Here is a 13,964-nt window from a genome sequence, read left to right on the forward strand (position 1 = left end):
GGCGGCGTTTCCGTGGCCGCTCGGCGTTTCCTTACGCTTTTCTTTACATTCTCTTACGTCGGGACGGGACCGTATCGTCGCAACGTGAGAGTAGGCCGATTCGTCGTCGGAACGCAACCGTTTCGTCGTAACGCCCTATGCTGGTTCGCATGACGACGAACGCCGATGGACCCCAGGTGCGCCCGCGCCGCCGGGCCCCCGCGGGCGCGGCCGTGCTCCGCGAGGATGTGACGGAGGCCATCCGGGCCGCCGTGTTCGAGGAACTCGCGACCGTCGGCTACGCGCGGATGTCCATCGAGGGCATCGCCCGGCGCGCCGGGGTGGGCAAGACCGCGGTGTACCGGCGCTGGCGCTCCAAGCTGCACCTGGTCCTCGACATCGTTTCGGTGATCGCCGTGCAGGGCCTGCCGGCCCCGGATACGGACAGTCTGGAGGGCGACCTGCGCATGCTCTACGAGGTGAGCTCCCGGGCCCTGCGGCATCCGGTGGCCTCGCAGATCATCCCCGACCTCCAGGCCGAGGCGGCCCGTAACCCGGAGATCGCCGAGGCCCTGCAGAAGGCGCTGAAGCAGGGGCAGGAGGAGGTCGCCCTGAAGATCGTGGCGGCGGCGCAGCGGCGCGGCGAGGTCCGCGCGGGGCTGAACGAGGAGCTGGCGCTCGATCTGATCTCGGGTCCGCTTTACTGGCGTTCGGTGGTGATCCGCAGCCCGAAGCTGCCCAAGGGCTACCTGGGCGCGCTGGCCCGTGCGACCACCGAGGCGATCAAGGCGCTGTGAGGGGCGCTGACGCCGTGACGGGAGCCGAGGTGGCATGAGGATCGTGATGGCCGAGGACAACGCCCTGCTGAGGGAGGGCCTGGTCCTGCTGCTGAGATCGGCCGGGCACGAGGTCGTGGCCGTCGTCGGCTCCGGGCCCGAGGTCCTGCCGGCGCTCCTCCAGCACCGGCCGGACGTGGCCGTGCTCGACGTGAGGATGCCGCCGGGCTTCCGTGACGAGGGACTGCGGGCCGCGCTGGAGGCCCGCGAGAGGATTCCGGGCCTGCCGGTGCTGGTGCTCTCCCAGTACGTCGAGGAGTCCTACGCCGCCGAACTGCTGGGCGGGGGCGCGAGCGGGGTCGGCTATCTGCTGAAGGACCGTGTGGGCCGGGTGGACGAGTTCCTCGACGCCCTGGACCGGGTCGCCTCCGGCGGCACCGCCCTCGATCCCGAGGTCGTCACGGAGCTGATGTCCCGCCGCCGCGACTCACCTCTGGACACGCTCACCCCGCGCGAGCGCGAGGTGCTGAAGCTCATGGCCGAGGGCCGCGACAACACCACCATCGCCGACACCCTCGTCATCACCGAACGGTCCGTCAGCAAACACATCGGCAACGTGTTCCTGAAGCTGAGCCTCCCGCCGAGCGACAGCGGACACCGGCGGGTGCTCGCCGTACTGGCCTACCTGAACAACGCCTGACCGGGACCGACGCCTGACCGGGACCGACGCCTGACCCGGACCCACGGCGTCCCTCGGTCCGTCACCGCTTGGCTCGCCAGGTCGAGGGGCCCCGCCGGCCCTTCCGGACTCACCGGCTCTCCCCGTTCCTACTTCCGAGCCGCCTCCGGGTGGAGCCTGACCCACCCCTCCCAGGCCGAGACGATCATGTCCTGGACGTCGTGTCCGGCCTTCCAGCCCAGTTCCGCGGCGGCGCGGCCGGCGGAGGCCACCACGCGTGCCGCGTCGCCGGGGCGGCGTGCGGTGACGGTGGGCGGCCGGTCGTACCCGGTGATGGCGTTGACGTGGTCGATCATCTCTCGTACCGAAACGCCCTCGCCGCGCCCGATGTTGAGGGTCAACTGGCGGCCCGGGCCGGCCTGGAGTGCGTGGGCCGCGGCAACATGGGCCTCTGCCAGGTCGACCACGTGGATGTAGTCCCGGACGCAGGTGCCGTCGGGGGTCGGGTAGTCGTCGCCGAAGATGTGCGGGGACGCGTTCTCGGTCAGCTTCTCGAAGACCATGGGGACCAGGTTGTACACGCCGGTGTCCGCGAGGTCCGCGTGTGCCGCCCCGGCCACGTTGAAGTAGCGCAGCGAGGCTGTGGACAGGCCTGTGGCCCGCCCCGTCGCCCGCACCAGCCACTCCCCGGCCAGCTTCGTCTCGCCGTACGGAGAGATCGGGAGGCACGGAGTGTCCTCCGTGACCAGGTCCACGTCCGGCGTGCCGTACACGGCTGCGGAGGAGGAGAACACGAAGGATGACACCCCGGCGGCGGTCACCGCCTCCAGGAGGACTCGGAGGCCCTCCACGTTCTCCCGGTAGTAGTGCAGGGGCCGCTCCACCGACTCGCCGATCTGCTTCTTCGCGGCGAGGTGGATGACGCCGGTGACCGCGTGCTCGGCGAGGGTGCCCGCGACCCGCTGTCCGTCCAGAGTCGAACCCCTTACCAGAGGTACCCCGTCCGGTACGCGCTCGGCGATCCCCGTGGAGAGATCGTCGTAGGCCACGACGCGCTCGCCCGCTGCGGTCATCGCCCGTACGACGTGCGCCCCGATGTATCCGGCGCCGCCCGTGATCAACCAGGTCATCCGCGGCCTCCCCCTCCTGAGTCCCGTCTGTGACGGTGCGTGATGGCATGTATCGGTGCCCTGTCGTCTCAAAGTGAAGCAGGTGTTCGGCTCCGGCGCCGAGGCTGTGGATGGCCTCGCGGCGGGTACGGGGCGTGGGGTGCCGGAGCGCCCACAGCCGGGTGCAGGCCGGGGCGGGGGAGCGGTGGAGACGGGAAGGCGGCTGCTTTTCGGCACGAGCGGATCGTGAGGCGGGCGAAACCTCGCCGAACGCTCACCGATTCCGGATGGCCCGCCCATGACGCGAACGGTCCGTCGAGGGCACCGCGCCGTGAGGGCCGGCCCGTCAGCCGTGCTCCGGCTCCTCCTCCAGGGCCGCCGCGTCGAGGGCCGAGGTGAGCTGGTCGAGGTGCTCGCGCAGGTCCCGGATCTCGTCCAGGTCGAACCCGGTCGCCGAAACGATCCGGCGCGGTACCCGCAGCGCCCGCTCGCGCAGGGCCGTGCCCTCCTCGGTGAGCCGGATCTCCACCGAGCGCTCGTCGCGCGCACTGCGCTCCCTGCGCACCAGGCCGGCCGACTCCAGCCGCTTGAGCAGCGGGGAGAGCGTGCCGGAGTCGAGGCGCAGGTGTTCGCCGAGCTTCTTGACGGGCAGTTCGCCGTGCTCCCACAGGACCAGCAGCACCAGGTACTGGGGGTAGGTCAGCCCAAGTTCCTTGAGGATCACGCGGTAGACGCCGTTGAAGGCGCGCGAGGCGGCGTGCAGGGAGAAGCAGATCTGGCTGTCCAGGCGGAGCCAGTTCTCCTCGGCGTTCTCCTGCGCTGCGGGTGTGGGCGTCGGGGTCATGCCTCCAGGGTAGCTCCAGCGAGCCATTTAGTTGTGCACAACTTAATTGTGTGCTCTACTTATCTCCGTGAGGCGGTCCGGACGCGAACAGCGCGAGGGCCGGCCACCCCCCGACACGACTTCCGAGAGGGATGGTTCATCCATGGACGCGCTCTACACCGCAGTCGCCACCGCCACCCACGGCCGCGACGGTCGCGCCGTCTCCTCCGACGGCAGGATCGACCTCCAGCTGGCCCCTCCGGTGGAGCTGGGCGGCAACGGTCAGGGCACCAACCCCGAGCAGCTCTTCGCCGCCGGTTACGCGGCCTGCTTCGGCAGCGCCCTCGGTCTCGTCGGACGCCAGGCGAAGGTCGACGTCACCGACGCGGCCGTGACCGCCGAGGTCGGCATAGGCAAGCAGGGCGAGGGCTTCGGCCTCAAGGTGACGCTGCGCGTCGAGCTGCCCGAGGGCCTGGACGAGGCGACCGGCCGCAAGCTGGTCGAGACCGCCCACCAGGTCTGCCCCTACTCCAACGCCACCCGCGGCAACATCGAGGTCGACCTCGTCATCGAGTAGTCGCCGACCGCCTCCGGGCGGTTCAGCGGTTGTTCAGTGGTTTCCGACCCGCGCCAGCACCTCCCCCGTCCGCCGGCTCCACGCCACCACCACGGCCTCCTCGGGCACCGGGTGCCAGCGCGTCAGCAGCAGCCAGCGGATGCGGTAGCGGTGGGCGATCCCCATCCGCTCGGCGCGGGTCGACCCGAGGGAGAGGTAGGCGCGGACGTCGTCGAGCCGCCGTAGCCGCTCCCGTTCGTCCAGGGCCGCGTCCGGCCAGGCCGGCGCGGCCAGGTTCGGCCCGTACCCGGCGATCGTGTGGACCGCGTAGTACCCGTCGGTGACCACCACCTCTCCGGGCCCGATGTGCCGCGCGGCCCAGTCGTACGCGGGCCAGCGCGGCGGCGGTTCGAAGCCGACCGGATCCAGCGCCCGCGGCACGACCGCCCCCGCCTGCACCGTGAGGAAACCGAGGCAGGCCGCGCCCGTCGCGACCGCGCCCAGCATCCGCCGCCCCGCCCGCCAGGGCCGGGGCGCCGCCAGTTCCACGGCCAGGGCGAACTGGAGCGGCACCAGGGTGAGCCCGAGGATCCGCCCCCAGGTGTAGTGGCCGCTGACGAAGCCGTACGCCACCACCAGGCACTCCGAGGCGAACATCAGCACCAGCGGGTCGCGCACCGAGCGGCGGCCCCGCGCCCACAGCGCCGGCACCCCCGGCAGCGCCAGCCAGAAGTGGCCCGGCAGGTCGTCGTACAGCCGCCGGTGCATCGCGTCCACGCTGCCGTCGCCGGCCAGCTCGAACACGTCGAAGTACGGCCAGACCGCGGCCACCAGCAGCGCCACGGCCGCCGCCAACGCCCACCGGGCGGCCACCGCGGCCCGCCACCCCCGCTGCCACCCCACGACGAAGGCCGCGCCCCCGGTCACCGCCGCGACCGCCGTGATCGGATGCACCAGCAGGATCCCCCCGTACAGCACCCCCAGGGCCACCCACCCCGTGTAGCCGCGCAGCCCGCTCGGACCCACGTAGCGCACCCGGCGCGCGTCACGCGCGCGCGTGCCCGCCAGGGCCCACGCCCAGAAGGTGAGCCCGATGGCGAAGGTGGACGGGTAGCCGAGGTTGCCGGTCATCGACATCAGGCCCAGGTAGCCGCTCCACCAGGCCCGCTCGGTGCCCCACAGCAGCGTCATCGCCGCCAGTGCGAGCACCGGCGCCCACGGTCTCGGCGTCAGCACGCGCGTGAAGCGGCCGATGCCGGTCAGCAGCACCAGCAGGTTCACCGGGCCGGCGACCCGTAGCACCGCCCAGCCCGTCAGCCCGCTCACCCGGGCGAACGCGCCCTCCGCCACCGCGTACGGCGAGTAGTAGGGGCTGCCCGCGCCCGGCAGGTCGCCCATCGGGTGCCGCGGGTTCAGCAGACGGTCCTTCAGGCGTTCGACGACCGCCGCGTGCTGGCCGGCGTCACAGCACTGCGGCACCCGCCAGTACGCCAGCGACATCAGCAGCCAGAACAGGAAGCCGAGGACCTGGTACGGGGTCGGCCGCCACCCCCGCCCGCCGCGCAGCGCCGTCGCACCGAGCGTGGGCCGCCGGGTCTGGACACCGGTGCTCAACGGACGGCACCGGACCGGGCCGCACCGCATCCGGTCGCACCGGACCGGGCCGCACCGGGCAGGGAGTCGAACAGGGAACCGGCCAGGGAACGCGACAGCGCACCGTACCGGGGTCCGAGCTGGGCAAAGAGGGGCATTGGCCGTATCTTCCCGCCCGGTCAACGCCCTTGCCGAAAGTCACCTCAAGGAGTGAGCCCGATCGGAGCCTTCCTGGGCCGGCAGGGCCACCCGCCCCCGCAGCGCGGGCTCGAGCAGCAGCGGCACCCCCAGCACCGGCAGCAGCCACGCCAGCACGATCAACCGGTCGCCCCAGATGCCGATGTCCGGGTGTCCGGCCTGGGTGAGGACCCCGGTGGAGGCGGCGCCGAGCACGAAGACGCCGAACGCCCGCCGCCGACCCCGCGCCACTCCCCACGCCCCGGCCGCCAGCGCGGCCACGAACAGCGGCTCCCACAGCTGCCGGCGCAGCCACTCCACCCAGAAGTTCCCCTGGAGACGGAGGAACTCCGGCCACACCTGTGCGCGGTCCGGACGGTCGAAGTGGTGGGTCAGCAGATCCTGGAGGCTCTCCGACTCGGACGGATAGTGCAGCAGCCTCGCCAGTACCAGCGTCCCCAGCACCCCGAAACCACCCGCGACGGCCACCACGACCACCCCCTGCCCCGGCGGCCGGCCGCGCCGCCGGCGCCGTACGGCGATCAGCGCGCCCGCGCCCGCCAGACACAGCCCGAGGAACAGCGCCTGCGAGTGCTTGACGGTGAACAGGGCGGCCAGCGAACCGCCGACCAGCCACGCCCCCGCCCGCACCTCGTCGTCCAGTGCCAGCGCGCACCCCCACACCGCCGCCAGCGTCAGCGCCAGCATCAGGCCCTCGGTCATCGGGCGCATGGCGGTCGTCCCGCACGGCAGCACGTAGTACAGGGCCTGCCCGGTCAGACAGACGGAGGTCGGCGCGCGCCGGGTGCGCAGGATCAGGAACACCAGCACCCCGCCCGCCGCCGTCACCGCGACACCCGCCAGCCACACCCCCCAGGTCACGCCGAACAGGGTGATGAACGGCAGCAGGAACACCGGGTAGCCGGGCCGCGCCTCGAAGATCCGCATGAAGCGCTCCGGCATGAACGGCACGGTGTGCCCGCCGGTCTGCCCCGCCCGCAGCCGCGCGTCGACGGTGCGCCACTCCCGCTCGCGGCACTCGGCGGCGACCCGGCGGCCCGGGTCGGGACGGTCGAAGCGGAGCACGTCCACGCTCTGCCGGCGGGCCGCGATCGAGGCCTCGCCCGCGCAGGCGTAGGCGATGGTCACGGCCGCCGCTTCACGCTTGTCCGCACCGCGCAGACTCAGTGCGTACGACAGGTAGTTCTTGCTGTCCGGGGTGTCCCGGCCGGTCACGTTCGCGAGCTGGAGCAGCGCGAACACGGCGACCAGGACCAGCACCCAGGTGCGCGGCCGCGGGGGAGGTGTCACGTCGACGCGAGCAGATCGCGGGCGCCGGCCGGTCCGGGAACCTTCGGGAGGGCGGCGAGCCCCTCGGGGAGCTCCTCGCCCAGCAGCAGCCGCCGGACGACCCGCTCGGCGGCCCGCCCGTCGTCGTAGGCGCAGAACCGCTCCCGGAAGCCCGCCCGCAGCCGCGTCGACTCCTCGTCGCGCCAGCTGCCGGAGGTCAGCAGCCAGGCCAGTTCCCGGTAGGTGCGCGAGACCTGGCCGGGCGCGTCGGCGGTGACGTCGAAGTAGGTGCCCCGGCTCGCCGTGTACGCGGCCCAGTCGTCGGCGTGGACGACGATCGGCCGGTCCAGGTTGGCGTAGTCGAACATCAGGGCCGAGTAGTCGGTGACCAGGACGTCGGAGGCGAGCATGACGTCCTCGACGCGCGGCTCGTCCGTCGCGTCCACCAGCACCCCGCGCCGGTGCAGGTCGGCCAGGCCCATCCCGCGCGCCGGACCGGTCGCCAGCGACGGGTGCAGCCGTACGACCAGGGTGTGCCCTTCGCCCAGGTCGGCGGCGAGCCGGGCCAGGTCGAGCCGGTCGACGTGTCCGCCGCGCACGTACTCGCGGCGGGTCGGCGCGTACAGCACGACCGTGTGACCGGCCGGGATCCCGAGCCGCGCGCGGACCGCGAGACCCTCCTGCGCACCGGCGTTCACCAGCACGTCGTTGCGCGGGCTCCCGGTCCGCACCGAGGTGAAGTGGCACGGATACGCCCGCTCCCACACCAGCTCGGAGTGCTGGTTGGCGACCAGGCTGTAGTCCCAGCGGTCGGCGCGGCGCAGCATCTGCGGCACGTCCACGCCGTGCCGGGCGCCCGGCCGCCGGAGCAGGTCGGCCGCCATGTACTTCAGCGGGGTGCCCTGGTGGGTGTGGATGTGCACGCTGCCGAGCCGTTTGGCCAGGGTGCCGGGCCAGTTGACGTTGTTGACGAAGAAGCCGGCCCGCGCGCCGACCCGGCGGTAGGCGGGGGAGTCGAGCAGAACGTGCTCCACGCCCGCCGGGAGCCGCTCGGCGGTCTCCTCGTCGCGTACCACCCACACCCCGCGCAGCTGCGGTGCGATCTCCCGCGCCTTCTCGTAGACGGCTCCGGGATCGCCGAGCACGCCCCGGTGCGAGAACGCGGAGTACAGGACGAGGTGCGGGTCCAACGGGCGTTGCCCGCGCAGGGCGTCCGGACCGCGGCGCAGCCGCCCGACCGCCGCCCGGCTCGCCTGCCCGCCGCGCCGGGCGACCTCCCGGCCCGTCTGCCCGGCCTTCCGCTTGACCCGGTAGGCCGCGTATCCGCCCTCCAGGGACCGGAGTTCGGCGGGCACCGGCTCACCGGCGGGCCGGTGGCGGGCGAACAGCTCGGCGGTACGGCGGAAGAACTCGCCCTTGTCCGACGGCGGCAGCCGGTCCGGCTTGGCGAGGATGTCGAGACAGTGTTCGCCCATCTTGCGGTGCAGGTACGGCCGCCAACCCGCCAGCGCGGGGCGGGAGTCGACGAAGGCGAAGACCCGCTCGTACTGGTCGTGGATGTCGAAGTGCTTACGGCTGGTGGTGGACAGGATGTTGCCCTGCCGCCGCTGGCGGTAGTTCAGGCAGATCCGGTCCAGCGTGGCGATCCGCTCCGCGCTGAGCATGACCGGGAACGTCCAGGGGGTGTCCTCGTAGTAGCCGGGCGGGAAGGAGAAGCCGTTCCTCTCGACGAACTCCCGCCGGTGGACCTTGTTCCACACGACCATCAACAGGTCGAGGATCTCCGGGTGTTCGGTGGCCGTGAAGGTGCCGTCGCCCGTCTCCGCGAGGATGTGGGCGAGGGCGTTCCTGCGGGTGCCGCCCCACCAGTAGGTGCGCGCGTAGTCGAAGACCAGCACGTCCGGGTCGCCGGCCTCGTCGAGCCGGTCGGCCATCGCGCGCAGCGCGCCCGGGGTGAGGGTGTCGTCGCTGTCGAGGAAGAACAGGTAGTCGCCGCCCGCGAGCGGCATACCGGCGTTGCGGGCGCGGCCGAGACCGGCGTTCTCCGGCAGGTGCAGGACCCGGACACGGTCGTCGCGGGCCGCGTACTCGTCGAGGATCGCGCCGCAGCCGTCGGGCGAGCGGTCGTCGACGGCGATCACCTCGATGTCCCGGTACGACTGCTCCAGGACCGAGTCGAGACACTCGCGCAGGAAGCCCTGCACCTTGAAACAGGGGACGATGATGCTGAAGCGGGGCACTGCGGAGGTCAGCTCCTTACGAGGGTGGAGGCGGCGGGGGCCGGGACGCGCTCGGCGAGCGGCCGCACGGGCTCGATCGCCTCCGGCGGCTCGCCGAGCAGCACCCGGCGCACCACGCGCTCGGCGGCCCGGCCGTCGTCGAACTGGCAGAAACGGGACCGGAATGCGGCCCGGCGGGCGGCGGATCCGGCGTCGGCGTACGAGCCGTCGCGGAACACCCGGGCCAGCTCCTCGGGCGTGCCGGCGACCGGGCCCGGCGGGGCCTCGAGCAGGTCGAAGTAGACGCCCCGGGTCTCCCGGTAGACGTCCCAGTCGTCGGCGTACACGACGATCGGGCGGTCCAGGTTGGCGTAGTCGAACATGATCGACGAGTAGTCGGTGACCAGCGCGTCGGCGGCCAGGCAGACCTCCTCGGAGGAGCGGTGACCGGTGACGTCGATGACCCTGCCGGTGCCGCGCCGGCCGCCCCCGTCGTAGAAGTAGTGCGCCCGCAGCAGCACGACCACGTCCTCGCCGGCCGCCTCGCAGAAGGCCTCCAGGTCCAGACCCGGCTCGAAACCGGTGTGGTAGTCGCGGTGGGTGGGCGCGTACAGGACGGCCGTGCTGCCCTCCGGCACCCCCAGCTCCCGCCGGATCCGGGCCACGTCGGCCGCGGTCGCCGTGTAGAAGACGTCGTTGCGCGGATAGCCGTACTCCAGCTGCTCGTAGGAGCCGGGGAAGGCGCGCTCCCACATCTGCGTGGAGTGGGTGTTGGAGGAGAGGTTGTAGTCCCAGCGGTCCACGCGGCCCAGCAGCTTGGTGAAGGAGCCGGTCGCGGCGGCGACGACCGGGTACGTCGACTGGTCGACGCCCATCTTCTTGAGCGGGGTGCCGTGCTGGGTCTGCACATGCACACTGCCCTCGCGCTTGACCACGCCCTCCGCGAAGTTGGCGTTGTTGACCAGGTACTTGGCACGGGCCAGGACCTCCCAGTAGCGCCGGCTGCCGATGACCGCGTGGTCGACGCCGTCCGGCATCGCGTGCGCCTGGTCGGCCTCGACGAGGAACACCGAGCGGATGTGCGGGGCGAGTTCGGCGGCCTTGGCGTGGATCGCGGCCGGGCTGCACGCGTAGCCGCGCCCCCAGTAGGCGCAGTACACCGCCAGGTTCGGGTCGATACGGCGACGCAGCCCACGCCGGTAGAGCAGGCGGGTGCGCAGACCCTGGGGACGCGGGAGGCGCTCCACGGCGCCCGCGGCCTTCCGGTTGGCGCCGCGCAGCGCGCGGAAGGCGCTGTACGCCCCGGCCGCCAGCAGCCGGTGCTGCACCCCGAGGCTGCCGCCCGGCCCGCGGAATCCGGCTGGGCGGTGGCGCCGGTACAGCCGGCCCGCGCGGCGGAAGAAGGCCCGGCGGCGGCGCCCGGTCAGCCGGGCCGGATGTGCGGCCGTCTTCAGGACGGCCGCGAAGAGCTGCTCGAAGAGGGCGCCCGACCGTTCCCCGGACAGCCCGAGTTCGGCCGCCCGGGTCAGCACCGCCTCGGTCCGGTCCAGGAGCTCCGGATGGTGTGCGCCGGGCAGGTTCAGCCGGTTGCCCTGCCGCCGCAGCAGATGCCGTACGACGACCGAGCGCAACACCGCGATCCGCTCGGCGTGCACGGTGACCAGGCCGCCGAAGCCGACGTCCGTGAAGTGCCCGTCGGGGAAGGCGAGCCGGTGCCCGGTGACGAAGGAGCGCCGGTAGACCGTGCCCCACGCGGGCAGCTGTACGCCGGTGACATGCGGGGCCTCGGCGGGGGAGAAGGCGCCCTTCGGTGTCCCCGCCAGCAGCGGGGCGGCCGGGTTGGTCGGCTCGCCGTCCCACCAGGGGGTGCGCTCGTGCTCGGTGTACAGGACGTCGACGTCGCCGGTCTCGGTCAGCCGGGCGTCCAGCGTCGCCAGGGCGCCCGGGGCGAGGAGGTCGTCACCGTCGAGGAACAGCAGATACGCGCCGGTCGCCACCCGCATCCCGGTGTTGCGCGCCCCGCTCAGCCCGGCGGACGGCGGCGAGTGCACCGGGGCCACCCGGGAGTCCCGCCGCGCGTACCCGGCGGCGAGGGCCGCGGCCGGGGTACCGGGCGCGTCGCTGACCGGGATCAGCTCGAAGTCGCCGAAGGACTGGGCCAGGACGGAGTCCAGCGCCAGGGACAACCGGCCCGCGACCCCATGGGACGGGACGATGATGCTGAAGCGGGGCATGCTGCTCTTTCTCTGTCGTTGCGGCGGACGGTCCACAGCGGTCGGTCCGTGGCGGCCGGTCTGCGGCGGTCGGTCTCGGCGGTGTTCTTCAGGCGGTACGGCCGGGCCGCACGGCCGGCCGCCGGCTGGACGGCCGGGTCGGGGTGGGCCGTGACGAGCCGGAGGACATGGCAACTCCCCTGAGGACGGACGGGGTTCAGCGGCGGTCGGTGACGGGGAGGACCGGGCCGGCGGGCGGCGGCACATGCGCGAGCGCCGGGCGCCCCGCGGGCATCGTGGCCGAGGCGGCGGCCGACGGCACCGGACGGCGTTCGGCGAGCGGCACCACCGGGGGCAGCAGCGTCTCGCCCAGCACCACCCGCCGTACGACGCGCTCGGCGGCGCGACCGTCGTCGTACGGGCAGAACCGCTCACGGAACGCGGCCCGCAGCTGGGCGGAACGGGAGCCGCGCCAGTGACCGGTCGCGAAGATGTCGATCAGTTCGTCCTCGCTGCGCGCGACCGCGCCCGGCGGGCAGGCGCGCAGGTCGAAGTAGGTGCCGCGGGCCGCCTCGTAAGCCTCCCAGTCGTCGGCGTGGATCACGATCGGGCGGTCCAGGCCGGCGTAGTCGAACATGAGGGACGAGTAGTCGGTGACCAGGGCGTCCGAGGCCAGGCAGAGGGACTCCACGCTCGGGTGGTCGGTGACGTCGATGACGCCGGGCACCGGCCGGCCGGCCGGCGCCTCCTGCCAGTGGTGGGCACGGGCCAGGATCACGAAGCGGGGCCCCAGCCGGCGCAGCACCCGCTCCAGGTCGAGGTGGGAGCGCTGGACGCGGCGGTAGTCGCGGTGGGTGGGCGCGTACAGGACCGCGATCGTGTCGCGGGGGATGCCGAGGGACTCGCGCAGCCGGGCCACGTCCGCCGAGGTCGCCCGCTGGAAGACGTCGTTGCGGGGATAGCCGTACTCGAGGGTCTCGTAGCGCCCGGGGTAGACGCGCTCCCAGGTGAGGGTGGTGTGGCGGTTGGCCGACAGGACGTAGTCCCACTTGTCGACGCCCCTCAGCAGCTCGGCGAAGTCCATGTCGCGGGCGGCCGCCGGGCGCGCCTGGAGGTCGAGGCCCATGTGCTTGAGGGGCGTGCCGTGCTGGGTCTGCACGAAGACCTGGCCGGGGCGCTTGACCAGCCGCCGGTCGAAGTTGACGTTGTTCACCAGGTACTTGGAGCGGGCCAGCGCCGTCCAGTAGGCGGCCGTCCCCGGGCGCACGTGGCGCGGGCCCGGCGGGACGGCCGACCGGTGCTCGGGGCGGGCGATCCACGCCGTGCGCACCTGCGGAGCGAAGGTACGGAACGCGGCCTCCAGCGCACCCGGGTTGCAGCTGTGCCCGCGTCCCCAGTAGGCGGCGAACACGGCCCGGTCGGCGCGCAGCGGCAGCTTCAACTGGACCCGGTAGTGGGCCTGGAGGACGGCCGCCCGCAGCGCGCGGGCGAGTTTCGAGACGGCCTTGTGGGTGCGCCGGCGCACGGTCATGGACGCCTGGAGCACCCGGTAGGTGCGGTGCACGCCGAAGTGGACCAGCGTGTGGCGCAGCCGGGAGCGCAACGGGACCGGGACGCCCGGGGTGCGGTAACGGCGGTAGTGGGCGCGGGCCCTGCGCAGGAACTCGGCGCGCGAACCGCGCGGGAGCCGGTCGCGCTTGGTGAAGACCGTCGAGAGGTGGTCGACCATGCGGCGGAACAACACCGGCCGCCAGTGCGCGAGTTCGGGGCGCTGTTCGACGAACGCGAAGACCCGGTCGTACTGCTCGAAGACGTCGAAGTGGCCCCGGCTGGTGGTGGACAGGATGTTGCCCCGGCGGCGCTGGCGGTAGTGCACACAGACCCGGTCGAGCGTCGCGAGCGACTCCGCGGCCATCAGCGCCGGGTACGTCCACGGGGTGTCCTCGTAGTAGCCGGACGGGAAGGTCAGGCCCAGGCGCTCGACGAACTCCCGCCGGTAGGCCTTGTTCCAGGCCACCATCAGCACCCTGAGCAGCCCCGGCCGGTCCTCCAGCCGGAAGGGGGCGGTGCCCTCCTCGGAGAGCTGCGCCGCGAACTGGTTGCGTACGGTCTCGCCCGACCAGTACGTGCTCGCGTAGTCGTAGACCAGGACGTCCGGCTCGCCCGTCTCCTTCACCCGGTCGGCGATCGCGCGCAGCGCGTCCGGGGTGAGCGTGTCGTCGGAGTCCAGGAACAGCAGGTAGTCGCCGGTCGCCCGCTCCAGCCCGGAGTTGCGGGCCTGCCCCAGGCCGACGTTCTCCGGCAGGTGCACGGCGCGCACGCGCGTGTCGCGGGCCGCGAACTCGTCGATGATCTCGCCGCAGGCGTCCGGCGAACGGTCGTCGACGACGATCAGTTCGAGATCGGCGAACGACTGGGACAGCACCGATTCGAGGCACTCGTGCAGGTACGCCTGAACCTTGTACGCGGGGACGATGACACTGAACCTGGGCAAGGCACATCCATGGGTCGGCGCGGACGGAAGACAGGGCCTTGCCCGGGAACGGCCGA

10 protein-coding genes are annotated in these 13,964 nt (G+C 72.8%); 3 read left to right on the forward strand and 7 right to left on the reverse strand.

What is annotated here, in order from left to right:
- Nucleotides 1-137 precede the first annotated feature (137 nt).
- Complete coding sequence (locus tag ACFVYS_RS00125; RefSeq protein ID WP_389497329.1) at nt 138-776, forward strand: TetR/AcrR family transcriptional regulator; 639 nt, start codon at nt 138-140, stop codon at nt 774-776.
- 34 nt (nt 777-810) lie between these two features.
- The gene (locus ACFVYS_RS00130) at nt 811-1,455 is read left to right on the forward strand and encodes a response regulator (RefSeq protein ID WP_389497331.1); all 645 of its coding nucleotides are present in this window, start codon (nt 811-813) and stop codon (nt 1,453-1,455) included.
- A 128-nt stretch (nt 1,456-1,583) separates the two neighbouring features.
- Here ACFVYS_RS00130 and galE read toward each other — a convergent pair whose 3' ends face one another.
- Complete coding sequence (gene galE, locus ACFVYS_RS00135; protein ID WP_389497332.1) at nt 1,584-2,564, reverse strand: UDP-glucose 4-epimerase GalE; 981 nt, start codon at nt 2,562-2,564, stop codon at nt 1,584-1,586.
- 325 nt (nt 2,565-2,889) lie between these two features.
- On the reverse strand, nt 2,890-3,387 hold the full coding sequence (locus tag ACFVYS_RS00140) for a MarR family winged helix-turn-helix transcriptional regulator (RefSeq protein WP_389497334.1): 498 nt from the start codon (nt 3,385-3,387) through the stop codon (nt 2,890-2,892).
- A 142-nt stretch (nt 3,388-3,529) separates the two neighbouring features.
- Between ACFVYS_RS00140 and ACFVYS_RS00145 the strand changes: the two genes are divergently transcribed.
- Nucleotides 3,530-3,943 carry an organic hydroperoxide resistance protein gene (locus ACFVYS_RS00145; protein ID WP_020132372.1) on the forward strand — a complete coding sequence of 138 codons (414 nt, stop codon included), beginning with the start codon at nt 3,530-3,532 and terminating at the stop codon, nt 3,941-3,943.
- A 33-nt stretch (nt 3,944-3,976) separates the two neighbouring features.
- Here the strand turns inward: ACFVYS_RS00145 and ACFVYS_RS00150 are convergent, their stop codons facing one another.
- The 5 genes from ACFVYS_RS00150 to ACFVYS_RS00170 all read right to left on the reverse strand — a co-directional run bounded on the left by ACFVYS_RS00150 (nt 3,977) and on the right by ACFVYS_RS00170 (nt 13,908).
- Nucleotides 3,977-5,536, reverse strand: coding sequence for a hypothetical protein (locus ACFVYS_RS00150; RefSeq protein WP_389497335.1), 1,560 nt, complete (start codon nt 5,534-5,536; stop codon nt 3,977-3,979).
- A gap of 177 nt (nt 5,537-5,713) precedes the next feature.
- Nucleotides 5,714-6,973 (reverse strand): hypothetical protein, encoded by a 1,260-nt coding sequence (locus tag ACFVYS_RS00155; protein WP_389497995.1) that lies wholly within the window; start codon nt 6,971-6,973, stop codon nt 5,714-5,716.
- Between the two features lie 26 nt (nt 6,974-6,999).
- Nucleotides 7,000-9,222, reverse strand: coding sequence for a CDP-glycerol glycerophosphotransferase family protein (locus ACFVYS_RS00160; RefSeq protein ID WP_389497337.1), 2,223 nt, complete (start codon nt 9,220-9,222; stop codon nt 7,000-7,002).
- 8 nt (nt 9,223-9,230) lie between these two features.
- Nucleotides 9,231-11,435: a CDP-glycerol glycerophosphotransferase family protein gene (locus tag ACFVYS_RS00165; RefSeq protein WP_389497339.1), complete on the reverse strand. Its 2,205-nt coding sequence runs from the start codon at nt 11,433-11,435 to the stop codon at nt 9,231-9,233.
- A 196-nt stretch (nt 11,436-11,631) separates the two neighbouring features.
- Entirely contained in the window at nt 11,632-13,908 is a 2,277-nt protein-coding gene (locus ACFVYS_RS00170) for a CDP-glycerol glycerophosphotransferase family protein (RefSeq protein ID WP_389497341.1), read from the reverse strand.
- Nucleotides 13,909-13,964 lie beyond the last annotated feature (56 nt).

Source organism: Streptomyces sp. NPDC058295, from assembly GCF_042880655.1.
Taxonomy (GTDB): domain Bacteria; phylum Actinomycetota; class Actinomycetes; order Streptomycetales; family Streptomycetaceae; genus Streptomyces; species Streptomyces coriariae.